General features: G+C 52.9%; 10 protein-coding genes and 2 pseudogenes. 5 read left to right on the forward strand and 7 right to left on the reverse strand.

Annotation, left to right across the window (positions count from 1 at the left end; translation table 11 throughout):
* Positions 1-35: 35 nt before the first annotated feature.
* A complete protein-coding gene (locus ATHL_RS05190; RefSeq protein WP_062190489.1) occupies positions 36-2,528 on the reverse strand; it encodes a glycoside hydrolase family 3 C-terminal domain-containing protein in 2,493 nt (830 codons plus the stop codon).
* A gap of 206 nt (positions 2,529-2,734) precedes the next feature.
* On the opposite strand from ATHL_RS05190, the gene ATHL_RS05195 reads away from it, so the two are divergent.
* Entirely contained in the window at positions 2,735-5,755 is a 3,021-nt protein-coding gene (locus ATHL_RS05195; RefSeq protein ID WP_062190490.1) for an alpha-mannosidase, read from the forward strand.
* Between the two features lie 27 nt (positions 5,756-5,782).
* Here the strand turns inward: ATHL_RS05195 and ATHL_RS05200 are convergent, their stop codons facing one another.
* Positions 5,783-6,865, reverse strand: coding sequence for a GGDEF domain-containing protein (locus tag ATHL_RS05200; RefSeq protein WP_062190500.1), 1,083 nt, complete (start codon positions 6,863-6,865; stop codon positions 5,783-5,785).
* 277 nt (positions 6,866-7,142) lie between these two features.
* Between ATHL_RS05200 and ATHL_RS05205 the strand changes: the two genes are divergently transcribed.
* Positions 7,143-7,730, forward strand: coding sequence for a biotin transporter BioY (locus tag ATHL_RS05205; protein WP_062190502.1), 588 nt, complete (start codon positions 7,143-7,145; stop codon positions 7,728-7,730).
* An 84-nt stretch (positions 7,731-7,814) separates the two neighbouring features.
* On the opposite strand, the gene ATHL_RS05210 is transcribed toward ATHL_RS05205, so the two are convergent.
* From ATHL_RS05210 to acs, 4 genes are all read right to left on the reverse strand, one after another.
* Positions 7,815-10,169, reverse strand: coding sequence for a heavy metal translocating P-type ATPase (locus tag ATHL_RS05210; RefSeq protein ID WP_062190504.1), 2,355 nt, complete (start codon positions 10,167-10,169; stop codon positions 7,815-7,817).
* A complete protein-coding gene (locus ATHL_RS05215) occupies positions 10,144-10,614 on the reverse strand; it encodes a Fur family transcriptional regulator (RefSeq protein WP_062190507.1) in 471 nt (156 codons plus the stop codon). Before ATHL_RS05215 ends, ATHL_RS05210 begins: the two co-directional genes overlap by 26 nt.
* A gap of 295 nt (positions 10,615-10,909) precedes the next feature.
* Positions 10,910-12,889 carry an alpha-amylase family protein gene (locus ATHL_RS05220; RefSeq protein WP_062190509.1) on the reverse strand — a complete coding sequence of 660 codons (1,980 nt, stop codon included), beginning with the start codon at positions 12,887-12,889 and terminating at the stop codon, positions 10,910-10,912.
* A 124-nt stretch (positions 12,890-13,013) separates the two neighbouring features.
* Complete coding sequence (acs, locus tag ATHL_RS05225; protein WP_062190510.1) at positions 13,014-14,921, reverse strand: acetate--CoA ligase; 1,908 nt, start codon at positions 14,919-14,921, stop codon at positions 13,014-13,016.
* A 382-nt stretch (positions 14,922-15,303) separates the two neighbouring features.
* Between acs and ATHL_RS19810 the strand changes: the two are divergent.
* The 3 genes and pseudogenes from ATHL_RS19810 to ATHL_RS05235 form a co-directional block, all read left to right on the forward strand.
* Positions 15,304-19,944: pseudogene (locus tag ATHL_RS19810) on the forward strand (type I polyketide synthase); the annotation flags it as partial.
* 2,256 nt (positions 19,945-22,200) lie between these two features.
* Positions 22,201-24,042 (forward strand): annotated as a pseudogene (locus ATHL_RS19650) (SDR family NAD(P)-dependent oxidoreductase); the annotation flags it as partial.
* Positions 24,039-24,785: a 4'-phosphopantetheinyl transferase family protein gene (locus ATHL_RS05235; protein WP_062190514.1), complete on the forward strand. Its 747-nt coding sequence runs from the start codon at positions 24,039-24,041 to the stop codon at positions 24,783-24,785. The pseudogene ATHL_RS19650 and the gene ATHL_RS05235, both read left to right, overlap by 4 nt.
* A gap of 12 nt (positions 24,786-24,797) precedes the next feature.
* Here the strand turns inward: ATHL_RS05235 and ATHL_RS05240 are convergent, their stop codons facing one another.
* Positions 24,798-26,459 (reverse strand): PfaD family polyunsaturated fatty acid/polyketide biosynthesis protein, encoded by a 1,662-nt coding sequence (locus tag ATHL_RS05240; RefSeq protein ID WP_062190516.1) that lies wholly within the window; start codon positions 26,457-26,459, stop codon positions 24,798-24,800.
* Positions 26,460-26,702 lie beyond the last annotated feature (243 nt).

A 26,702-nucleotide genomic window follows, 5' to 3' on the forward strand; every position in this document is an offset into this window, starting at 1 on the left:
TATTCCGGTTATAACCGGTTGCCAATGAGATGTTATTAAGCCATCGTGAGAGAGGCTTTCAGTCTAATATCGCGGGACGAGCTTCCCACGAGAATCTCAAACTGCCCACGTTCCACTACCCAGCGAGATTGGTAGGGGTCATAGAAAGCGAAGGCACGCGAATCGAGGGTAAACTTCACCGTCTTGCTCTCGCCTGGAGCCAGGGCAACCTTGGCGAAGCCTTTTAACTCTTTCGGCGGCCTCGCCAGTGAAGACTCGGGATCGCAGACATACAGCTGCACGACTTCTTTCCCCGCAATGGAGCCAGTGTTCTTCACGGTGACGCTCACCTCGACCGATTCGCCGATTCGGGCTTCTTGAGGCAGGGTGAGATCACGGTACTCAAAGGTGGTGTACGAAAGGCCGTGACCGAAGGGGAAGAGCGGTTGAATGTCTTTTTTATCGTAGTATCGGTATCCCACGAAAATGCCTTCTCCGTAGATCACTTCGCGCCCACCGGGGTAATTGATGTAAGCCGGTGTGTCTTCCAGCCGACGGGGGAAAGTGACGGTAAGTTTACCAGAGGGGTTTACTTCGCCAAGAAGAATGCGGGCGATAGCATTTCCACCTTCCTGGCCGGGGTAATAAGCCTCTACAATGGCAGGTACTTGATCAGCCCAGGGCATTTCTACTGGAGAACCGGCATTCAACACCACGATGGTATGCGGATTAGCCTGGGCAACCGCCTCGATCAGGCGATCCTGTGGGCCAGGGAGGCGCATGTGGGGACGGTCTGCTCCTTCGCTCTCAAACCCTTCGGGCATACCGGCGAAGATGATGGCCACATCACAGGTGGAAGCCAATTGCGCTGCTCTTGCAATGCGTGCGTTCTCGTCTTCCTGATATTTCCGGGAAAGCGCCAGGCGAGCATGGGCAAAATGCAAATCGTCGTCTTTGAGGAACTCAAGAACAAGTGCATAGGCTTTGCCGGATTCCAGATGCAGGGAATACTCAGCGCGAGTATCTGTGCGATCCTGAGCCAGATTGGAAGGAAGGGATAGATGTTCCAGGATTTGTTTCCCATCGATGATTACCCGGCATTGGGCTGTGTTGGACAGATACAGGGTGTATTCGCCGCTTTCAGGCACCTGGAGCCGTCCAGAAGCGCGGAGAGAGAAGCGGGGTGAGGTTACATGTTGTGCGGGAAGGGAGTTGGCCCACATCCAAAACTCAGTTTTGGGGACGTACAGCACATCGACTGCTTCCCCTTGCAGGTTGGGGTTATCAAAGAACTCAACCTTCAGTCCCTGGCCGGTATCAGTAAGGGGTTGCAGATAATCCTGACCAATGACAGGTGGGTCTTGCCAGTTATCGCAACCCTTCTCGTAGACAATTTCCACTTTGTTCCCCAGGCGCGCCTCCAGCCCTTGTAAGGGTGAAACGCGGTACGGAGGATCTACAAAAGACGAACCTCCGCCACCAATACGATCTTCTGCGGCGTTGGGGCCGATTACAGCAATGCGGCGCAGTCCTTCGGGGCGTAGCGGCAACAGGTTCCCTTCGTTTTTCAACAGGGTGATGGATTCTTCAGCCACCACGCGGGCCAGCTCCTGATGTTGCGGAGAATTCACTGAACCTGCTGGAAGGCTGGCTTCATCTTCGAATCTGCCAACCTTGAACAATATGGTCAGAATACGACGCACGGCATCATTTATGTCGGCTTCGTCAATTTGCCAGATATTCACCCCTTCTTCAAGTAACTGTCCGTAGTATTTAGCAGGGCCTGGCATTTCCAGATCGAGGCCATTTTTCACCGATTCAATGGTGGTGTGATTGGCGCCCCAGTCTGAGACCACCAATCCTTCGAATCCCCATTCGTTTTTCAAAATCTCGCGAAGGAGATGGCGGTTTTCGCTGGCGTAAACGCCATTAATGCGGTTGTAAGAACACATCACGGTGTAGGGTTGAGCTTCTTTCACCACCATCTCAAAGTGGGGCAGGTAAATTTCTCGCAGGGTGCGTTCATCGACCTGAGAAGAACCCCGGAAGCGTTCCACTTCCTGATTGTTACAGGCGAAGTGCTTAAGGGAGGCCCCCACCCGCCGACTCTGAAGTCCTTTGACCCAGGCGGTGCCGATTTTTCCGGCGACGAATGGATCTTCGGAGTAGGCTTCAAAATTTCGCCCGGCGAGTGGGTGGCGTACGATATTCACGCATGGACCAAGCAGGATATCGCATCCCATACCACGGGTTTCTTCAGCAAGTGCGGCGCCAACCTGTTCGATTAACTCGGTGTTCCATGTAGCGGCCATGGATACACCCGTGGGAAAGCAGGTGGTCGGGCCAGCCTTGCGCCCGGCGTCGGGGTAGCTGGAGCGTACCCCGTGGGGGCCGTCCGTCATGGTCATGGACGGAATTCCCAGGCGCTCGATCGAGACGGTATGCCAGGCATCTTTCCCGGAAAGGAGGGATACCTTTTCATGCAGAGTCATTTTCTCCAGGAGTGCCTGTACTCGCTCCTGTATGTCTTGATTGGTGAGATTGGCCATGTTTTTTTCTCCTTACGGGGAATTCATTACCCTATCATCCTATCATAACTTAATTAAAACAGGCATGTGATTTAAATCTCAAAAATGGGATGATTCTACGAATTGAGGGTAAAATCATTCCGGGAATCATGTTGTGATTTATTTGAAGGCGCTAACGGATACAGGCACCTTATCTCTTATCAAAATACTCTTTAAGGATGGAGAAAATGGCACTGACACCTGAATGGGAACATCGCATTAAACGTTGGGAAGAAGCGCTCTGGAATAGCATTTATCAGCCCCTGGGTTCACTGAACCTGGAAGGTTTTTCAACCACGCTCAGGCTAACCCCCGAAAGCGCGGCTGAACAAATTTTTCAACCCATGCCTGCTGGCACACCCTGGGGTGGAAAATGGGAGTATGGATGGTTTCGAACCCGACTTGTTACCCCGGAAGGTGCAGCAGGAAAACGGCTGGTTGTTCGGCTGGAACCGGGAGGTGAGAGCCTGGTGTGGATTAATGGCCGGGTTATGGGGTCGGTGGGCTGGGGGCATCGCGAGATCACGCTGAGCCGTTCAGCCAGAGCAGGGGAGAGCTTTGATTTATTAATCGAAGCCTATGCCGGTCATGGGCGGATTACCGTAGGAGACGGCCCCAACCTCTGGGGGATGCAAACTGTTCCTGAGCCGCCTGCCCAGCAAACCCGGGTTGGGGATTGCACGTATGGAGTCTGGCGCGAAGAGGTCTACCAGCTGGCAGTGGATTTTACGACCCTTTTCGAATTACGTGGCCTGCTTGATCCGTTAAGCTTGCGGGTTTCTGAAATAGATGAAGGGTTGATGGATGCGACAAGGATCATTGATTTTGAACTTCCTGAAGAGCAGATGCTTGAAACAATGCGCGCTGGCCGAGAACGTCTGAAGCCCTTGCTTGCATGCCGGAATGGTTCGACTGCACCCACGTTATTTGCCTTCGGCCATGCGCATATTGATGTGGCGTGGCTTTGGCCACTCCAGGAGACAGAACGAAAGATTGCCCGTACAGCCATCAACCAGCTGGCACTCATAGAAGAATATCCGGAGTTTCGCTTCTTACAGAGTCAGCCGCATTTGTACACCATGCTTAAAAAGCACTACCCTGAACTCTATGAACGGTTCACCGCTGCGGTGAGAGCCGGTAAAGTCATAGCCGATGGAGGGATGTGGGTAGAAGCGGATACCAATATCAGCGGTGGAGAAAGCCTGATTCGGCAAATTCTGTACGGCAAGCAATTTTTCCGGGAAGTGCTCGGTGTGGACAGCCGGGTGTTATGGCTGCCGGACGTGTTTGGATATTCCGGTGCCTTACCGCAAATCCTGAAGGGTTGTGGAATGATGGGTTTTACCACCCAGAAAATCACCTGGGCTTATGGCGGGGGGGATCCTTTCCCTTACAATACTTTCTGGTGGGTGGGGATTGATGGAACAGAAATCCCTGCGCATATTTTTACCGATTACAACAGCCAGACCCGTCCGCGTTTTATTCATGAGCGATGGAATAATCGATTACAGAAAAATGGTATTCAAACGATGATCATGGCATTTGGCTGGGGCGATGGTGGGGGTGGCCCGGAGCGCGATCATCTTGAGTTCCTGCGCCGCGCGGAAGACCTGGAGGGATTACCCCGGGTTCGGCTCGCTTCTCCAGAGGCTTTCTTTGAAGATTTACGGCGGCGGGGGTTGCCCAAAGAACGGTATGTTGGAGAGCTCTACTTCCAGGCCCACCGGGGAACGTATACTTCACAGGCGAAAACGAAAAAGGGGAACCGGAAGAGTGAGTTTGCTCTTCGCGAAGCTGAATTCTGGGCTACAGCCGCCCGTTCATTAAAGGGTTTCGCCTTTGATGCGGTAACTTTACGTGATGCGTGGACGAAGGTGCTTCTCAACCAGTTCCATGACATTTTGCCCGGTTCTTCGATCCAGCGGGTATATCAGGAAGCTGAAGTTTTACACAGTGAGGCGATCGCAGAAGCTCAGGAAACAGCCCAAAAAGCGGCTCAGGTGTTGACGGGCGACGGTGAATCGGTGGTGGTATTTAACTCCCTGAACTGGCCGCGAAAGGTACTGGTAGAGGCCGGAAAGAATGTGGTTGAGGTAGAAGTACCTCCATGCGGGTGGACTACGGTTGAATCAGGGAATTCCGGGAGATCTGCTGAGAGCGCATCTTCAGCGGGCCTGCTGGCTGATGGCGGTGCTTATCTGGAGAACGACCTCCTTCGCGCCGAGTTCAATGCGAAGGGTGAGCTGGTTTCTCTGGTGGATAAAGAAACCGGTCGGCAACAGATGGCCGGGGCCGGAAACCGGTTCTGCATGTATAAAGACGTCCCCGATATCTGGGATGCCTGGGATCTAAATAGCATGACCGAGGAATTGCCAGTAGCGCTGCCCGATGATGGGAAGCTTGAGGTGATGATGACTGGACCGCAGGTGGCCCGGTTACGCCTGACCCGAAAATTACTCCATTCTGAACTAACCCAGATCATCAGCCTGCGAAGGGGGTCGCGGCGAATAGACTTTGCTACCGGTATTGACTGGCAAGAAAGCCATAAGCTTTTGAAAGTGAACTTCCCGGTTACGATTTGGACGGATGAGGCCATCCATGAGATTCAATTTGGGCATTTGCGCCGCCCCAATCACCGTTCGCGTCCCTATGATGCAGATCGGTTCGAGGTTTGCAATCATAAATGGTCAGCCTTGGTTGAAGAGGGGCGGGGTGTGGCGGTGCTCAATGACTGTAAATACGGGCTGAGCGTCAAGGGAAACAGCATCAACCTGACTTTACTCAAGTCGCCACTGGCGCCCGACATGTACGCTGATAAGGGCTTACAAACCTTCACCTATGCCTTGTATTACTGGAATGGCTGTCTGTTTGACAGTGGGGTGGTTCAGGAAGCTTACGATTTGAATGTGCCACCTCTGGTGATTCGCGGGGCAGGGGGGACGGGTTCTCTCTTCTCCATTGACGCACCCAATATCATCCTTGAAACGGTGAAGCCTGCTGAAGACGGTTCGGGCGATGTCATTCTTCGTCTCTATGAGTCGATGCGGACAGCGACAACGTGCCAGTTACGCACCGCTTTGCCTTTCAGAAGCGCGGTGGAAACCGATATGCTTGAAGCCCCGATCCACGACCTGGCCAGAGAAGGTGAAGGAATCTCTATGGAGTTTCGTCCCTTTGAGATAAAAACGGTACGCTTGAGGATGCATTAATTCCTGTGTTTGCTTTATGAGGCGAGTCTAACCTGGCTCTGCCCATTCAACCCGATTGCGGCCATTGTTTTTAGCGCGGTAAAGCGCCACGTCAGCACGATTGACGAGGGTTTTCAGCGTATCGTGGTCATTTGCCAAAGCCACCCCAAACGAAAGGGTGATGGGAATGTCATCGGTAAAGGGATGGGCTTCAATAACATCGCGTAAGCGTGTTGTCAATTGATGAACGCGCTGAGGTTGATCTTCAAGGGCCAGAATGATGAACTCTTCTCCGCCCCAGCGCCCGATGACATCACTGGCGCGTAGTTGAGTATGCAGGCATTCGCCCACCTCTCGTAGAACCCGGTCGCCGGTCTCGTGGCCGAAGGTGTCGTTAATCCTTTTAAAGTGATCGACATCTGCCAGGATGACGGCCAGTTTTCTTTTATGGAGAAGGTGTTCTTCGAGAAGTGCGGTTATTGCACGCCGGTTAGGGAGCTGAGTCAGAAGGTCGGTGTAGGCAATATGCTGGATGCGGTCAACTTCTATAATGGTCTGGTTGAGTTCGTCCTTGGCCCTGGCGAGCAGGAAGATTAATAATGCGATTCCGGCAAGACGAACTTCCAGGCGCACGAATTCTACCCAGAGGGGATGAGAAAACCCCCAGAAATACCATATACCTACTCCCAGGCTCAATGCAGTGATGGTTAAACAATATCCCAGAGCAAGGTCGCGCCGGAAGGTCATAAAACTGAGGATAAAGAGGAACACAAATACCCAGAAAATGGCCTCAATTTCAGCCCATTGCTGTTGCGGGTCTTTGTAAAAGAGGAGTAGAAAGATAAATTTGGACATGAAGAGCAGGCTGACTCCTGCCAGCACGGAGCGCTCAATGATTGTCAGTGGAATCCGTGGCCAGAGGAGGGCAAGGCTCCATATCCACAGGAAAACCATTAAGAGAGGGTAAACCCAGGCAATAAAAGGGTTTTCTTGATGGTGCTGTAACCAGACCGCCAGAATAGACGGGAAACTGGCCAGTGAAGCCACCAGATAAAAGAGGCGACGCCGTCTGTCAAATTGCTGATAGAGCCGGTGGACTGTTTCTTCGGGGGATTTTTTGGGTAACGGCATTTCTCTTCAGGGGTTAACAAGGCAAAATTCAGGGAAAACTACGGCCTGACACGTCAATCGCCGCCTGTGAATAAAGCCCGGGCAGGCTGCTTGAAACGATTTCTTGCAAGGAGGTGCGCTCTCGAGATGCGATTATACTGGAAGGTTATGCGTTTTTCATGGAAATAGCGGGAACAGGGTTCGGAATGAATCCATCAACACGCAGGTGGCTGAATCCCTCTTTAGAGAGGAAAACTGCTCTTGAATCCTTTATAGTTTCTTCTGGAGGTAGCTTGAAATGAATCCATCAACCGTCAAGGAAACCTATTTCCCTTTCGTTGAAGCCCTCTGGCCGAACATTGATCGTAAACGGGAAGTCATTCTCATCCTGGGATGTAGCTGGTTGATTGCTCTTTCGGCCCAGGTCGTTATTCCACTTCAACCGGTTCCAGTTACTGGCCAAACCCTGGGTGTCTTACTGGCGGGGGCATTGCTGGGGAGCAAACGTGGAGCCATGACGGTGCTCACTTACCTTCTCCAGGGGGTGTTGGGCCTTCCTGTTTTTGCGGGAGGAACGAGTGGCCTGGCCAGGGTGTTTGGCCCGACGGGAGGGTATCTCTTGGGGTTTGTGGTAGCGGCATTCGTGGTGGGGTGGCTGAGCGAAAGGGGATGGGATCGGCGCTTTATCACCATGATTTTCTCCATGTTGATTGGAAATGCGGTCATTTATACTCTGGGCTTACCCTGGCTGGCAATTTATGTGGGATGGGGATCAGTGATGAAGCTTGGGCTTGTTCCATTTATTGCCGGGGACATACTCAAGGTAATCCTTGCCGCGATGATACTGCCTCAGATCTGGCGCTGGGTGAAACCCCGAAATGAGTAGTTGAGTCTGTTCCAGAGATCAGGATAACTTTAGAAAGAGGAGTCAACGCGGGGTGCGTTTTTCATCACCCCGCGTTTATTATGCTCAAACCTTTTTAAGTGCCAGCAGGCGCAGGCCATTCAAGACCACCAGAACAGTACTGCCTTCGTGCCCCACCACGCCGAGCGGTAAAGGCAGGTTGAGCCCAAAAGCGCTGACTACCAGGAGTACAATCACGGCCAGGGCAAAGGTGAGATTTTGCCAGATAATTTGTCGTGAACGACGTGCAAGGAAGATGGCATGGGGCAGGTTGGTTAAATCATCTGCCATCAACACCACATCTGCGGTTTCTAGCGCCACATCACTGCCAGCCCCCCCCATAGCAATCCCCACATCGGCGGCGGCGAGTGCGGGTGCGTCGTTTACACCGTCGCCCACCATGGCTATCTGACCGTATCGGTGGCGTAAGGTTTCAAGGACAGCCACCTTGTCCTGTGGAAGGAGCCCTGCGTGTACTTCGTCTACTCCGGCCTGTGCAGCGATCGCATGTGCCACCGCTTCGTTGTCGCCGGTTAACATCACCACCTTTTGCATACCCACTTTCTTAAGAGACTGGACAATCTCGCGAGCGTTGGGGCGGATGCTATCGGCCAGGCCAAATATCCCCAGCCATTTTCCCGGAGTGAAGGCGAGCATCACGGTTTGCCCCTTCTCTTTAAGGGTGTTTAGATGTTGTTTTAGCTCTGGCGGAACAGGAACGCCTCGTTCATGAAAGAGACGTTCATTCCCCACCCAGATGGCTCTGCCCTCTACATAAGCTTCAATTCCCTGACCGGGAATGGCCCGAAACTCACTGGCCGTAGAGAGAGGCAGGTTCCTTTGCCGGGCGATCTCGAGAATAGCATTCCCCAGGGGGTGTTCGGAACGGCTTTCGGCAGATGCTACGAGTCGGAGTAATTCCTCCTCCGTGACTCCCTCTGCGGGAATTATGGATTGTACCACAGGGATACCGGTAGTCAGGGTGCCGGTCTTGTCAAAAGCGATAACTTTGAGATCAGCAGTTTTTTCCAGATGGATGCCCCCTTTGAAGAGAATACCATTACGTGCTCCATTAGCAATGGCTGATAAGATGGACGCGGGGGTAGAAATGACCAGAGCGCAAGGAGAAGCTACGACCAGCCAGGTCATCGCCCGATAAAAGGTGGGGTAAAAAGGTTGATTGAACAGTAGGATCGGGATAAGGGTAAGGAACACGGCTCCACCCAGGACAAACCAGGCGTAAATTTGCTCGAAGGCATCCAGGGCTGTCTGGGTGCGAGCTTTGCTGTTTTGAGCCTGTTCAACCATCTGAACGATCCGGGCAAGGGTTGTGTCCTGTGCAAGGCGAGTCACCCGAACCTCCAGTGCTCCGTTTCCGTTTACTGTGCTGGCGAAAACGGCATCCCCAGATTTTTTGAAAACCGGAACCGACTCACCGGTGATATTGGCCTGGTTAACTTCGGAATTGCCCCGAACGATTTCTCCATCCACAGGAAAACGTTCTCCAGGTTTAACCAGTACGATATCTCCGATGACCAGCTTTTCAACGGGCAAAGTCATGATCCGTGAACCATGCCTGACAGTAGCCGTGGGGGGGCGCAGGTCAAGAAGCTTTTTAATCGCCTGGCGGTTTCGCTCAAGGGCGTAAGTTTGCAGGGTGTTCGACAAGGAGAAGAGGAACAACAAGATCGCGCCTTCCAGCGGCTGGCCGATGATGGCGGCTCCCACAGCGGCAAAGATCATCAACAGGTTAACGTCCAGTTTGTGCTCCTCGCGCAGGGCGTTTATCCCATCGATCAGGCCGAAAACCCCGCCAAGCAGGTAAGCCGTCAGGAATAAGCCGTTTTGAAATGCCGGACTGATACCGTAAAGGCCACCGAGGTAGGCCGCCAGTGTGGCCAGGGCAGTGATAAGGGTGAAGAGAATTTCTAACCTTCGCCGGGAAAAGGAAAAGAGAAAAGTTGGTCGAGAGGAAATTTCTGGCGAAGACTCGGACGGGAAAAGGGATTCCACCACAGCCTGATTACTGCCGGGAGCGGTAGCGCCATTCAGAGAGATAATGAGTTCTCCCTCCCGAAAGAGGGTCTGTGTAGAGGAGGCGGTCATCAGACGTGAAAAATGATTGTGTACGGATTCACCCATCTGGGCGGCACATAGTGCGCATGCCTGTTCGCCTTTGACGCCGCACTGGGCAACCCTGAGGCCCGCTTTTTGTCCGGCTTGCCGCACCAGATGCAGGGCACGTTCAGGGGAGAGAATTCGCGGGTCATAGGTAATTCGTAAATGGCCATCTTCTGTCGAGAAGTGCACATCCCGAATACCCGCGTAACCTTCCAGGGTATCCTCCAGGATTGTGGTGCAGCGCTGTGAAACCGGTGGAATAGAAATGGGTTGTTCAAGCGAAGTGGATTTCATGGTCATGGCTTGTTCCTCCGTGAGAGACCTGGGATTGACAATCGGGACACAGGCCGTAATACATGACCCTGGCTCCGAGAAGGCGATACCCTGAAGCCATCTGAACTTCATGATCAACCTGATGAATATGCTCACTGGGGAAGTCGATCACTTTGTGGCACTTCAGACAGGCGAGGTTAATATGCGGGGAGGTATCTGCATCGTAGTGAACTGCGTTATCGCCAGCTTCGCCGAGCAAATTGATGACCCCATGCTGTACGAGAACGTCCAGGGTGTTATAAACGGTGGCCAGGCTGATTGATGGATAACGTTTCACCAGCTCTTCGTAAATTTGCTGAGCGGTCGGGTGCTCCTGAGACTCGGCTAGTAAACGGCAGATTTCAATCCGCTGGGGGGTGATGCGCAAACCGGCGAGTTTTAACGTGTCTATCATTTGTTGATAATGAGTCATTTGTAACCACTCCTTACTTGTAATCATTATAAATAAAAAATTATTCTTGTCAAGATACCCGGGACAGATTTGTGGAGTGGATAAAATCCTTTGCCTGTGTGCCACAGGAGAACGGTGGCTGTGCGGGTGCAGGTATGGAACAGGATTGCAATTGAGATGACGAAATGACGGCATAGACACTCACAGCGAGCAGGGCGAATATGTGTAATCGCGTCTGCCCGCTGCGGGTAGTAAAGAATGGCATGGAAGGAATCAGGTTACAGGTATTTCACGGCTGGCTTTCAGTTCCCATTTATCAAGCCTGTGGGTAGGTAATGGCAACCATCTGATGACCATACACTTCAGGTACCACGAAGCGGAGGTATCCCTCTGAGAATTCAAAGAATAGGGGCACGTTTTGTGGAACCAGTGATACTGAACCAGGTTCCCGGGTTGAACGCACCGAAACAGAAAGGTGATGGATGGGAAGAACATCCTCGATGGTATCGAGTTCCAGGCCGCGCCGTTCGGGAATGTAATGCAAGAGGTGAAGTATTTGTCTGTGATGATGAGGTTGTTCGTTCAGGGTGACACGCAGGGTCGAAGGCCCGGAGATGCGGACTGCAGGTTGAGGGAGAAGCATCTTCAGGGCATTGAGGAAAAGGGTTTTCACCCAGTGGGGGGCTCGCTGGCGGTATTGAGTGAAAATGGGGTGAGCGAAATAGATGACATTCCCGTGGCGGAGAACTGCAGGATAAGCTGTTTGATGCGATGAGGGGGTGTGCTGATGGGAACAAAAATGGCGGAAATCCCGGTTAAAGTAAGGGATGGCAGTCGAAGCAAGCACCTCAGTATCCGGCAGAGGGGAGACCTGCTGCCCGCGTAGATACATGACGTGTTCGACAGGGGGAAGACCCTGGCCAATTTCTCCGGCGGGAAGGATAAAATCGGGGCTGTAAGGTGCATCGCCTACCCGGTTCACGCCAAAGGCCGGTAAGGCGAAATTCTGTCCACCTTCCATGAGGCCAGAACGGTGAGAGGCGATGATCTTCCCTCCGTGCTCAAGATAAGCCTGAACTTTCTGAGCCAGTTGAGCATCGAAGAGCACCTCATCAGGAAAAATGAGCACCTGGTAAGCAGAAAAGTCGCTCTGGCTATCGAGCACATCAAACTGATGTGCGCCTTCTTCCAGCATCATTAAGGCACCTGCGGTACTATCGGAAACCATCGCCCCGGTAACCTCTTCGGTGTTTAAAAGGCCTATCTCTGCCACTGGTCTGGCGCCTTCACACCAGGGCTCTTTTTCTTCAACGCTGGCATATACGGAACCGATGAGTCGATAGGTATCCTGACAAATTTTCCCATCCGGGTGAAGTTGATCACCAATGGAGCATTTTGCATTGAGGGCGAGCATACGGAAGCACTCGAACTGCAACGCGGCCGGGTTCTTGAAGGAGTGAAAGTCACCCCAGGAGGTATGAAACTTCCCCGTCATTCCCAGGCAATCCAGTCCAAGGGTACGGGCGTAACGCATGGTAAGGGGAAAGTGAAGATATCCCCACCCGGCACTCGGCAGAGATTCCAATTCTAGGTGCGAGTACGCACCGGTTGTGTTTCGTACCAGAGAGTTGATGTGGCCGGCGTTGTAGAAAATGGTACAGTCTTTACTGAAGGAACGTACAAACGCCGTCATTTCCTGTTTGAATTGATCAATGACCATTCTACCAAAGCGGATTCTGTTGCTCTGGTCAGAGGGATCAAGACCCTGTTCGAGCATCGCTTTTCGGCTCCAGATCGAAGAATCATCCAGCGGCTGGACGATATCAAAAAACAATCCATCCACCGGGAAGAGCGAAAACAATTCCTCAACATGCTTTTTGAGGAAGTCCAGATAAGGAGAATTTACGAGCAGATAGCGGTAGAACCCGGCTTCATAAGGTGGCGTGCCCAGGATTTTTCCATCTGCTCCGATAGCCAACCATTCAGGATGCTCTTCGGCAGTGAAATGATCCCACTGTACTGTGGTGTAAATTGGAACACGGATGCCTTTTCTGTGGCAGGCTTCGATCTGCTCTGCCAGTAAATTACGCACCAGGTGAGGATGGCGTCTTTCAGGATTGACCCGAGAATCGTAGTAAAGATACCCATGGTGGCACCGGGCGAAACAGGTCACTGAGTTAACGTGGGCCTGCTTCAAAGTAGTGGCGAATTCTTCGGGGTCGAAAGCTTGCCCCACCCCGACAATGTGCTGGCTGGTGTGAAAGTCGAGATGAACCTGGCGGTAGCGGAGTTCCATGCGAAGCCCTCCCAAAATTTGGATCTTTGGATAGTATTGTACATCAGGTTGCTGGTTGACTCTGGAACAGGAACCAGCCCTGCGCTCATGCAGGGCTGGTACACCGGGTATCCGAGAGAGGGGCTTACTCTTCCAGGGTGCTCAGGTCACCTTCTGGCAGACCCTGTGCCCGGGCTTTTAATACCCGGCGCATTATTTTCCCGCTGCGAGTCTTGGGAAGCTGGGAGACAATGGTGATCTTCTCTGGTCTGGCAATGGGTCCCATTTCGTGAGCCACGTGAGCGCGCAGTTCCTCAATCAAGGACTCGGAGGGTTCGAAACCGGCACGGAGAATAACGTAGGCGTGAATAGCATTCCCCTTAATATCGTGGGGCAGGCCAATAGCAGCCGCTTCGGCGACGGCAGGATGGCTGACAAGCGCACTTTCGATCTCGGCGGTTCCAAGGCGATAACCTGACACTTTAATCACATCATCGACTCTCCCGATGATCCAGTAATAACCATCTTCGTCTTTTCGAGCGCTGTCTCCGGTGAAATATACACCTGGAAATTTGCTCCAGTACTGAGACACGTAACGATCGGGATCGTTGTAAATGTTCCGTAACATGGCCGGCCACGGGCGCTTCAAAACCAGGTATCCTTCTTCACCAGCGGGAAGAGAATTCCCGTTTTCATCCACAACATCGGCCTCGATGCCGGGGAAGGGTTTGGTAGCGCTTCCGGGTTTGAGGGGAGTTTCGGGGAGGGGAGTAATCATAAACATCCCCGTTTCTGTTTGCCACCAGGTATCCATTATAGGGCAACGCCCTTTACCAATAGCCTCGTAATACCAGCGCCAGGCTTCTGGATTGATTGGCTCACCCACGGTTCCAAGCAAGCGGAGGCTGGAAAGGTCATGGCGATTGGGCCAGGCCTCGCCGTAACGCATCAGACCGCGAATCGCCGTCGGGGCGGTGTACAAAATATTAATCCCGTACTTCTCAACCATACTCCACCAGCGGTTCGGATAGGGATAGGTGGGCGCTCCTTCGTACATGAAGCTGGTCGTTCCCAGCAGTAAGGGCCCATAGACGATGTAGCTATGACCGGTAATCCAACCCGGGTCTGCTGTACACCAGTAGCGGTCTTCTTCTTTCAGATCAAATACCCATTTCAGGGTGGTGGCCACCCCGACCATGTAACCACCATGGGTATGTAAAATGGCCTTGGGGCGTCCGGTAGTACCTGAGGTATAGAGGAGGAAGAGAGGATCTTCGGCATCCATTTCCTCCGTTTCACAACGAGAATTTCCGCTGGCGGTACGGGCTACCGGGAGGGTCATCAATTCGTGGTACCAGTAGTCACGCCCCGATTCCATGGTGACGGGCTGGCCAGTTCGCCTGACTACTATTACATGTTCAACAGTGGCACAGCGTTTCAGGGCTTCGTCCACTATATTTTTTAATTCCACGATTTTCCCGTTCATATAGCCGCCATCGCAAGTGATGACCACCTGCGACTGGCTATCTTCGATCCGTCCGTGCAGGGCTTCGACAGAAAAGCCCCCGTATACGACCGAATGAACGGCACCAATCTTTGCACAGGCAAGCATGGCCACAGGGAGTTCAGGGATTCGTCCCATGTAGATCGTTACCCGATCTCCTTTATGTACCCCCATACTGCGCAGTACATTGGCGAACATGCACACTTCGCGGTTGAGTGCATGGTATGAAAAAGTACGCTGGTCGCCATTTTCACCTTCCCAGATGATTGCCAGTTTATTCCGCCGCCAGGAGCGGACATGACGGTCGAGGCAGTTGTAGACGATATTGGTGGTGGCCCCTACGAACCATTGATAAAACGGTGGATTGGAGTCATCTAAAACTCTTGTCCATGGGCGGAACCATTCAAATTCTTTCGCCTGTTCTTCCCAGAAGCCTTCCAGGTTTTGATCAGCCATGCGAGCGAGCACATCACGGTTGTTAATGTGAGCCGACTCTACAAGTCCAGGAGGTGGAGGAAAGAAATCGCGGAGGCGCTGATCGGTGGCCATTGTCTTTTTCCCTTTCTTTTCCAGATGAGCCGTTTGTTTCTTTTGGGTAATTACAGATCGCTTATAAAGATATAATATATCAAATTTATCAAATTATACCCATGAATTTCTCGGGGGTTTTTCCAAAGAATGCCCGTTAAATTACAGAAATATCGGGCGTAACTTCTGGGTAAAGATAGTGTTTCACGCTTTAGGAGCAACCCGGTAATATTGGGGACGGGTATTCCTTCGACCTGTGTGGTCATGGCAGGAAAAGAAGGTTCGGCTCTACATCACCTGGTTTATTCCATCGATCGGACTGGGTTCACTGTTGGGAATTTACCGATGAGAGGTTTTCCTGGTGGTTGAACGTTGTGGGTCGATGAATTCCTTTGGAGGAGATATGCCAATTACCAAACCGGTAGCCGTGGTCGGAATCGGCGCAGTCATGCCGGATGCGAATGACGCAGCGACCTTCTGGAGCAATATCAAGCAGGGGCGTTATTCCATCACCGAGGTGCCTGAAAACCGCTGGTCTGTGGATTTGTACTACGATCCAGACCCCACTGCTCAGGATAAAACATACTGCAAAATCGGCAGCTGGGTGAGAGACTTTGTTTTTCAACCGTTTCAATGGGGAATTGCCATCCCTCCTCGGGTACTTGAACAGATGGACCAGGCCCAGCAGTGGGCCATTGCTGCCACCCGGCAAGCATTGCTGGATTATGGCTATCCACAGCGGGCTGTGAATCAAAGCCGAACGGCAGTGATCATCGGAAATGCACTGGGGGGTGAGAAGCATTATGTCACGTCGTTACGCATTCGTGCTCCAGAGTTTCTCCGGGCACTCTCATCTGTTCCGGAATTTCAGACTCTGCCTGAAGCTCTTCAGAAGGCATTGCTGGAGGGAATGCGAGAGAAGATCCGCAAGTCAACGCCGGAGATTACCGAAGACACGATGCCAGGGGAACTCTCAAATGTGATCGCAGGCCGGGTAGCGAATGTGTTTAACTTCCAGGGCACGAATTTTGTTACCGATGCGGCATGTGCCTCTTCACTGGCGGCGCTTCAGGCGGCTATTGAAGGATTGAATCACCATCAATTTGACCTGGTAGTAACAGGTGGCGTCGACAGTATGATGGGGGTGGACGGATTTGTTAAGTTCTGTAAAATTGGGGCACTTAGCCCGGATGGTTCACGCCCTTACGCTGATGGTGCTAACGGGTTTGTGATGGGAGAGGGAGCGGCTATCTTCCTGCTGAAACGGCTGGAAGATGCGGAACGCGATGGTGACAAAATTTATGCTGTGGTGCGGGGCATTGGTTCCAGCAGTGATGGGAAAGGGAAAGGAATCACCGCCCCTAACCCGAACGGGCAGGAAAGAGCCATCGAACGCGCCTGGAAGAACGCCGGTATTTCTCCAGACACAGTTGGACTGATTGAGGGGCACGGCACCTCGACCAGAGTTGGAGATCTGGTTGAAGTCGAAAGCCTGGTTCGTATTTTTGGACAATTCGGTTTAAAACCCGGTTCGATTGCCCTGGGATCGGTAAAATCGAACATCGGGCATTTGAAGAGCGCCGCTGGCGCAGCCGGTGTCTTCAAGGTGGCCATGGCATTGTATGAGAAGGTGCTTCCACCGTCGATCAATTTTGAAAAACCCAACCCCAATATCGACTTTCCTCACATTCCATTTGCGGTCAACACTCAACTCCGTCCCTGGGAGGTGCGGAATGGACAGGTTCGAAGGGCAGGGGTAAGTTCATTTGGATTTGGAGGCACCAATTTTCATGTGGTGATGGAAGAGTACGTTCCAGGTCTGACTGCTGGCGAAAGCCGTCTGTTTGCAGGGGTGGATGTAAAGGGGAGAGAAGTGGAGGTGCCTACTCCATCTTCCGTTGCCTCTGCGTACCGCGACAGTTCGGCTATTTCTGTGAAAAACTATTCAGAGCCGCCAGTATCTTCCTCGGAAATTAAACCGTATCGTGGTCTTTTCTTCCTCAGCGCGGATACCGTACCTCAACTTCGAGAAGTGCTCTCTGAACGGATTGAGCAAATAAAAGCGGGGAATGTTCCATCATCTGCACTTCCTGCTCTGGAAGAGATTCAGCGCCCGGAAAGGCTGGCCATTGATTATGGCGATCCTGCAGAATTGCTCAAACGGGCAGAAAGAGCGCTGAAAGGGTTCGAGGCTGATGTAAATCCCTGGCAGGCTCTGGTGGCCCATGGGATTTTTCGGGGAAGCGGACAGCCGGGTAAAGTGGCTTTCCTTTTCCCGGGTCAGGGATCACAATACGCCAATATGTTGAAGGATCTCTGTGAGGTAGAGCCGATTGTCGCTGAAACATTCAAGGAAGCAGATCGGGTCATGACCCCGATCCTCGGGCGGCCACTGACTGATTTTATTTATGTAAGTGGAGATGAGGCTGCCCTGGCTGAGGCTGAAAAGGCGCTGCGGAATACAGAGATCACCCAGCCGGCCATGCTTACAGCCAATGTTGCTCTATTGCGACTGCTGAAGCACTTTGGTTTTTCGCCAGATATGGTGATCGGCCATAGCCTGGGCGAATATGCGGCCCTGGTAGCCGCTGAAGTGTTGACCTTTGCTGAGGCACTGGAGGTGGTCTCGGCGCGGGGCCGCGAAATGACGAAGGTGACCTGGGAAGACAACGGGTGTATGGCGGCAGTGTCTGCACCGATTGAGAAAGTGGAAGCTCTGCTGCAAACCGTGGATGGGTATGTGGTGATTGCAAACATCAACAGCCCCACGCAATGCGTTATTGGTGGAACCACAGCGGCTGTGGATGCGGCTCTGGATGCATTTATGAAAGCCGGTTTTCAGGGTACAAAGATTCCTGTTTCTCATGCGTTCCACACCCGGATTGTCGAACCGGCCAGCGAACCTTTGCGCCAGGTGATTTCCCGGATGAATATCCAGTCGCCCCGAACCACAGTCATCGCGAATGTTACGGGTGAGGTCTACCCCACCAGCCGGGATGAAATCCTGGACCTGCTGGCAAAACAGGTAGCTTCGCCGGTGCAGTTTATTAAAGGCATGGAGACGCTTTACCGGCTGGGAGCCCGGGTATATGTGGAAGTAGGGCCAAAGCGGGTGTTAAATGCGCTGGTTTCCGATATCCTTAAGGGCCGCACTGATGTGGCGATCCTGGCAACGAACCACCCTCGTGAAGGGGCTGTGGTGAGTTTTAATAAAGCCCTTTGTGGTTTGCTTGCGGCGGGAATTTGCCCGCAAACGAAGGAAAAACCTCTGACGATCGAGCTTTCAGAGGGGCGGCAACCGGTTTCGGGAGTCAATCGGGATGAGATCCGGCAATTTGTTTTGAGGATGGTCAGTGAGAAGACTGGCTATCCCGAAGATATGCTTGACCTGGAGCTGGATCTTGAAGCCGACCTGGGGATTGATACGGTCAAACAGGCTGAGCTACTGGCTGAGATCCGTTCTCATTTTGGGATTCCGCGACGCGAGGATTTGCGCCTGAGCGATTACAACACCCTGGCCAAGGTGATCGCGTTTATTGATGAGGCATTGAAAAGCCAGCCCGCAGAAGAACACGTGGAACTCACCATGCTCAAAGGTGAGCAAACAGAAGCTGTTATGCCTGTTTCTGGAGATACCCCGGTCGAGACGGAGGAAGTGAGTCAGCAACGAACTGTTCGTTATTCGGTCTCGGATGGCCGGTTGCCTCTCACTGGTTCGGTGGTGATTTCGGGGGCCGGCCTTGGTTTGCCGGGGAGAGAAAAGCCGGTTTTTACGGATGATAATATTCACCACATTCTGCGTGGAGAAATCCGCATTGAGCCATTACCGGAAAATCAACGCAGGCACATGCTTGAGAAGCGTGTTGTCAGGCTGATTAAAAGCGAGGCCGGGGCAGTGATGCAGATGATCGATTCACTCGATCAGACCATAAAACTGGCCGGCCAACGTGGAAAGTTTGACCCGGTCGATGATTTCGGTATCCCGGCAGACCGGGTGGAAGCCACCGATATTTCGACCCGGCTGGCCATAGCCGCCGGGATTGAAGCCCTTCGGGATGCAGGTATTCCTCTGGTGATGCGGTATCGCATGACAAGTAAGGGGACGTATCTACCTGATCGCTGGAAGCTGCCTGAGGCTCTGGCTGATGAAACGGGGGTCATTTTTGCCTCGGCCTTTCCTGGCCTGGATGAGATGGCCAGAGAGGCTGGAAGATATTACACCTTCCGTCATTTAGAGGATCAAATAACGGAGCTGGAAGGCATTCTCAAGCTGGTGCCGATGGAGCAAACCGGGCTTCGGGCAACCCTTGAGGAACGTATTCGCACGCTTAAAGCACAAAAGGATGCCCTGGATTATCATTTCGACCGGCGCTTCATCTTTCGGGTGTTAAGCATGGGGCATTCTCAATTCGCGGAATATATCGGGGCACGTGGGCCAAATACCCACGTTAATGCCGCCTGTGCCACAACGACCCATGCTATTGCACTGGCTGAAGACTGGATCCGAACCGGTAGAGCGCGGCGGGTGATTGTGATTGCGGGAGATGATGTGACTTCTGGCCCCCTCGCTGGCTGGGTAGGCACAGGTCTGATGGCTTCAGGTGCGGCGACCACCGAGGGTGACCCTCGAAAGGCGATCTTGCCTTTTGACCGGCGGCGAAACGGGATGGTGATGGGAATGGGGGCCGCCGCGGTGGTGGTGGAATCGGAAGATGCTGTGCGGGAGCGCGGTATGCGGGGCATCTGTGAGGTGCTTGCCACTCAGATCGCTAACAGTGCGTTCCATGGTACACGGCTGGACGTTCAGCATGTCAGTGAAATTATGGAGCGCTTGATGACTCAGGCTGAACAGCGATTCGGCTTGCGGCGACATGAGATTGCACCCAGGACGGTATTTGTCTCTCATGAGACCTATACCCCGGCCAGAGGAGGCTCCGCTGCGGCTGAGATTCATGCCTTGCGCCATGTCTTTGGGGAACAGGCCAACCAGGTGGTGATCGCCAACACCAAAGGATTTACAGGGCACACGATGGGCGTGGGTATCGAAGATGTGGTGGCCATTAAAGCGATTGAAACAGGGTTGGTTCCCCCGATTGCTAATATTCAAGATGGATTCGAGCCCGACCCCGAGCTGGGTGACTTGCGTTTGTCCAGAGGGGGGCATTATGATGTAGAGTTTGCACTTCGCCTGGGTGCGGGTTTTGGCTCGCAGATCGCGATGACTTTGCTGCGAAAGATACCCGGGGTGGGTGAACGGATTCAACGCCCTATTTATCAAAAGTGGCTGGCTGAAGTAGCCGGTTATGAAACTGCTGAGCTGGAAGTGGAAAAGAGGACTCTGCGTGTCAGGCATGATGGTCCGCCTGTCAGACCTCCGGCGCGTTCGAACTGGCAATTCGGGCAGGGTCCGACACTGTGGGCCATCGAACATGTTGATCGGGTTTCTTTTACTCAGGTCGTTTCGGGTCAGAAAACTGACAAACCTTCACCATCTATCGAGGTGATCGGGGAGGTTTCTCAGCCACAGAAACCGATGACGCCGTTACCGGAAGTGTCGGTTCAGACCTCTGATGAGGAGATTCGGGCGTTTGTACTGCGGGTGGTGAGCGAGAAGACTGGCTACCCGGTGGAAATGCTCGACCCGGAGCTGGATCTGGAAGCCGACCTGGGCATCGATACCGTTAAACAGGCAGAACTGTTTGCCGCCATTCGAACTCATTTCAACCTTCCACGTCGTGAAGATTTACGTCTGGCTGATTACAACACACTGGAAAAAGTGATTCGATTCATGAAAGAGTCTCTCGCCGGGCAGAGATCAGCTTTGCATGCTCAGGAGGTTGAGCGTAAGCCTGAAACTCCAACGGGCGGCGTTATGGTTGTTGAGCATGCTGTTCAGGCTGGGCCTCATTCTGAGGAAATCAGGGATTTTGTTCTCAAGACCGTGAGTGAAAAGACGGGATATCCCATTGAAATGCTGGATGTAGACCTTGACCTTGAGGCTGATCTGGGAATCGATACGGTGAAACAGGCCGAGTTGTTTGCCGCAGTTCGGACGCATTACAATCTTCCGCGGCGAGAAGACCTCAGGCTTGCGGACTACAACACTTTAGCGAAAGTGATCCAGTATATGCAGGAGGCTCTGGGGCAAACCCCGAAAGGCCGCGATATAACTACGCCAGAGAAAGAGAAATTAGAGGGGGGCTCAAGCGAGTCTTCTGAAGAAGTTTTTCCTGAAACTACTTCGCCTGTGGATGATGAAGCAATCAAGGCTTTTGTTTTGAAAGCCGTCAGCGAAAAGACCGGTTACCCGGTGGAAATGCTCGATCTTGAGCTGGACCTGGAAGCCGATCTGGGTATTGACACGGTGAAGCAAGCGGAGTTATTTGCCGCTGTGCGTGAACATTATCAACTTCCACGCCGTGAGGACTTACGTCTTGCCGATTACAATACGCTTTCTAAAGTAATCCAGTTTATGCGAGACTCGCTGATGGCACAGAGGGCACTGGCTGGCGAAACTCAAGCGGCCTCTTCACAGGTTGGAGAGGTTGAAGCAACCCCAGAAACTTCCGCTAATCCGCTCGATTATTTGTTAAAGCAATCTGTGGAGCAGGTCATACCGCGCCGGGTTGTGGTTCCGGTGTTGCGCCCCAGATTGGATTTATGTGTTTCCACGGGCGTTGTTCTGGATGGTTCCAGCCGGATTGTGGTGGTTGCTGACCAGGGAAAAGCTGCTGAGGCTCTGGTCAGACGGTTGCGAAGCCGTAAGGTGCAGGTGCTCATGATCCCGGGAGACTGCCTTTCTGATTCTCTTACGGATGTGGAAGCATTTGCCTCTGCTGGCGGGGTTTCCGGGGTGTACTTCCTCCCGGCGCTGGATATTGAGCCCCCACTTGCAGAAATGAATGAAGAGATCTGGCAGGCAGAGCTGGGTCGCCGCGTCCTGAGTCTGTATGCTCTATTACGGACTATTCCCGGTGAGCCGTTCCTGATGAGCGCTACGCGGATGGGTGGCCTTTATGGCTATTCGCCCGAAGGTTCAATTGCTCCTCTGGGTGGGGGGGTAAGCGGTTTTACCAAGGCGTTAGCCCGGGAACGGCCCCATGCTCTGGTCAAGGTGGTGGATTTCGAAAAGGAGGCAAAGCCGGGAGAGATTGCTTCTCGCTTACTCTCCGAGACTTTAAACGACCCGGCCGTTGTAGAGATAGGTTGGAAGGAGAACCAGCGCTACGGATTTACCCTGATAGAACACCCTCTGGACGAATCCGAGCTGGCTTTGAGCGGAGATGAAGTGTATGTGGTGAGCGGTGGATCGGGCGGCATAGTTGCCCCGGTGGTGCTGGATCTGGCAAGAAATGCGGGGGGAAGGTTCTACCTGCTCAGCCGAACTCCGTTGCCTGAACCCGACGATACTGAGGTGAGAGCGCTAAGGGCTGATCGGGAGGCCTTCAAGTTAAAAAAGATGCAGGAGCTGAAAGCGCGGGGTGAAAAAGCCACCCCTGCGGTGGTGGATCAAAAACTGGCGGTACTGGATCGCGCCCTTGCCACCCTGGATATGATCGCCGCAGCAGAGAAGTCCGGAGCGACCATGAGGTATTTGCCCTGTGATGTGACGGATCCTGTGTCGTGCGAGCGCGCTGTGCAGACCATTGTTGCTGAAGCGGGTAAGGTGGATGTTTTTATTCACGCTGCAGGTGTAGAAAGAAGCCGAAAACTGGAATCCAAACCGCTGGAAGAATTCCTACAAACTCTGGCGGTAAAGGCTTCTGGATTTTTCCACCTTTTCAAAGCGATGGAGAAGCATGGATGCGTCCCTGAAAAAATGGTGTTCTTCTCCTCAGTGGCTGGCCGGTTTGGAAATACCGGGCAGACGGATTACAGCGCTGCCAATGATTTACTTGCCAAGCTGGGGGCATCTATTCGGGCCACTTACCCCCACATGCAGGTGGTGACGATCGACTGGGGCGCCTGGGCTGAGGTTGGAATGGCCAGCCGCGGTTATGTGCCAGAGTTGATGAAACGTGCCGGGATTGAAATGATGCACCCGGCCGTGGCTGCACCTCTGGTACGTCAGGAGATTAATCACCATACTCCCGGCGGTGAGGTGATCTATGCTGGTTCCCTGGGGGTGCTGGAAGAAGCGCTAAAGGCAGACGGCGGTTTGGACCTGGAAAAGGCAAACCAGGCTCTGACTCGGGGCCAACCGAAGCATCTCATGCTGACTCGGGTTACGGGTATGAACCTTGAAGAAGGTGTTATCCTGGAAGCGGAACTGGACCCGAACGCCGAGCCTTTCTTGCGAGACCATGCATTGAACGGGATTCCATTGCTTCCGGGGGTGATGGGTATCGAAGGGTTATCTGCAGCGGCACAACACATCGCTTCGGTGCTGGCCTCAGAAAAGGGCAGTTACCAGGTGACGAGGCTGGAAAATATCCAGTTTCGGGCTCCGTTTAAGTTTTATCGCAATCAACCGCGTAAGGTTACCTGGAAGGCACGCGTGCTTCGCGAAGGCGATTCCCTGGTGGGTTATGCCAGCCTGGAATCTACCCTTGCGCGTTATGGGCGTGACCCGGAGCGAATGTTGCACTTTACAGGAAAGGTGTACTTACAGCCAACCACTGAACCGCTTGAGGCAGCAAAGAGCCAGGCACCGGCATGGAATGGATCGAGGATTCTCCCGGCTGATGAAATATACCGTCTGTATTTCCATGGGCCAGCCTTCCGGGTTTTGGAAGCAGTGCAGCAGAAGCCAGGAATAGTCTTGGGTAAACTAAGCCAGAAATTACCCCCTCTCACCCGGGAAGAACAGTCTTTCATTCTCTCTCCCTTGCTGGTGGAACTTTGCCTGCAAACGGCAGGGGTCTGGGAGATTGGGGCGAAGGGAATCATGGCGCTACCTCGTTCAATAGGCAGGTTGATGATATATCCCGGGGAGGTGAATGGGGATGAAATTTATGCAGAGGTGATACCCCATAGTGAAGGCGGAGAACGTCCCCGTTTCGATGCCCGGGTAGTGGATGCCAAAGGGCGAGTCTTGCTGGAATTAGAAGATTATCGAACTGAGCCACTGCCCTACACCGTGGAGAAAGAACAGCTCATGCCCCTGCAAATCTGGTTGAACAACGATCCCAGAGAAGGATGACCTCGACCCTTTACTGGAATCTTGAAAGTGGTGGGCCGGCAATGGCGGATTGGCAGGCGGGTACGGGTTTAAATTTCCTGTCTCCTGCAGAACACAACCGCCTTGCCGGCTTTCGGTTCGAACGGCGCAGATTGGAATGGCTTCTTGGCCGAAGAACCGCTAAACGTTTGCTTTATGAATGTTGTACTGATCTGGTAGGGGTTCCACCTGAAAAAATCACCATCGCTAACAGGGCCGGGGGTGCACCTTATGTGATTCTGGATGGAGAGTACGAACTTAAAGGTTGCCTATCAATCAGTCACCGCGATGATCTGGCCGCCTGTGCCTGGGTTGAAGGGCCTGTAACCGGGCTGGGGATTGATATTGAGCGCATTGAAAAGCGAGACACCAGTTTTCTAGAAGATTTTTTTACTGAGCAGGAACGGATGTTTGCACAGGCTCTCCCTGAGCCAGAGCAGACACTCTGGGTAACGCTTGGCTGGAGTGTGAAAGAGTCGGCCTTGAAAGTTCGAGGAGTGGGGTTGCGTGCAGACACGAGAGAGGTAGAATTGCGGAAGGTAAGCGGGTTGTTTCGAGCCCGGGAAGCCGAACACCAGTGGAAACCGGTGGGGATTCAAACCGGAGCCTATTCTGATGGGATATGGCAGGCCTGGTGGCGAAAGCACGGGGAATATCTCCTCACCCTGGTGGTCCATAGCCAGGGTGAGGAGGAGTGGATGCTGAAAGAAGTTGCTCAGCGTTGAAAAAATTTTTGGCTAAATGAGCGGATGTTCAGGAGTGTAGCGGTTGAGATCGGCTGGCAGGAAAATTCCCTGCAACCTGGCCGCCTGTAAACGGCTTAGATAGGCTGCCCCTGTGAAAAGGTGGAGAGTGACATCCACGACGTGGCGATTGGCGGGTTGCTCCAGATAAGTTCCCCGAACCCATTCGTTAAAGACGCCCATGGATGGCCCACACCAGATCTGGTAATCCATTTCACGGCCTTCCTCGCCGGTATTGGACCAGCGGGAGGAAAGGCCGAGGTACCAGCGAAATACCAGGGCCATTTTATGATGAGGATCCTTTTCTGCACGTACCAGTTGAGCGGGATCCCGATCTGTAAAAAACTTTACTGTATCTGACCAGATCTCATCAAAGGTTCGTTTAAAAATGGTCTTCTCGAGGCGATCGCGCTCGGCTTGAGGCACCTCTTCCCAGGTGGTGTAGCGAGAGTATATTTCGTATAGCTTTGAAGCGCGGGGGGCAAACATTGTGCCACGTTTAAGAACCTGAACTTTTACTCCCATCTCGAACATATCGGCTGCCGGTGCCATGGCGACATCAGCCATTTCGGCCTGGGCTAACAGGTTGCGGGTTTGCTCCGAAGTACCTGCCTCAACACAGGCCTGGTTGATCGAGCCGGTTGTGACGTATGCTGCACCTAATGTGAAGGCTGCGAGGACGGCCTGTGGAGTGGCGATGCCGCCGGCTGCGCCTATGCGTACAACCTGAGAGTAAGAATAACGGGATTGCATCTGGTCTCGCAGGGTGAGAATGGCAGGGATAAGCCCCACCAGGGGGCGATTATCGGTATGCCCCCCTGAGTCGGCTTCTACGGTGATGTCATCAGCCATAGGGATTGAGCGCGCGAGCTCAGCCTGCCGTTGTGTAATTTTTCCTTCTTCCAGAAGGCGATGGACCAAATCATCAGGGGCCGGGGAAAGGAACCGGCTGGCGACTTCTTTACGAGAGATCTTCGCAATGATGTGATGATTGACCTGAATTTTTCCCTCTGGTGTAAGTTCCAGACCACTTAATCGATAATAGGCGAGGGCATAGGTGATATCGAGGTAGGCTGAAGCCTCGACGACCGGAATGTTCTTCTGCACGTACAGTTCGGCTGCGCGCTGTTCAAGGCGGGGTTCGTTGGGGCTATTCAAGAGATTAAAGGCATAAGGCCCGTTCGGCAGGGCGTCTTGAATTTTGGCTATGGCGGCTTCTATGCGGGAAGGGCTGCATCCGCCTGCCCCAAATGATCCCATCAATCCTGCTTTACCGAGGCTGATCACCAGGTCTTCTGATGCAATAGCACCAGCCATGGCTCCGGCATAAAAAGAAGCCCGGGTATGATAGGTACGGCGAAAAGACGGATCTCCGAGGCTTTCCCAGGGAACTGCAGGGATTATGCCGAGAATGGGGAGGTTTTCAGATTGTACGGAAGAGGCGGAAAGAACTTCCCCTTCGGATACCAGGCCGATCTTCTTTTCAGAGAGAACAACCCAGAGGGGTTGATCGATCTGTAGAAGAGAAGAGCGCATCTGAACAGGTGTAAAGGCGATGGTTTGAGAATCTCCATGCCATTTTAATGCCGACCAGGGGCGGAGAGCTGAAGACAAGAGAGAGTCAGTTTCATTGGTAATGGAGCGAGCAGGAATCATGAGCTGGTCATACCTCGAAAAGGGGGATTATGTAGCATATAACCCTCCCTTTTGAGGATGGTTGCGAGGTAAAAAACCATTACTGGTGGAATTGTGTTGAAAATGGTGATCGTTCCAGTATTGGTAAAACATTGGTGAAGGAACAGGAATGAGGGCTGCCCCCTGGCGAATTACCAGGGTTACGCCATCAAGTCAGCCAGGTGCAAACCACGGGCCAGATGGTTTCCAGCTAAGGCGATCAGG

The sequence above is a fragment of the Anaerolinea thermolimosa genome (assembly GCF_001050195.2).
GTDB lineage: Bacteria > Chloroflexota > Anaerolineae > Anaerolineales > Anaerolineaceae > Anaerolinea > Anaerolinea thermolimosa.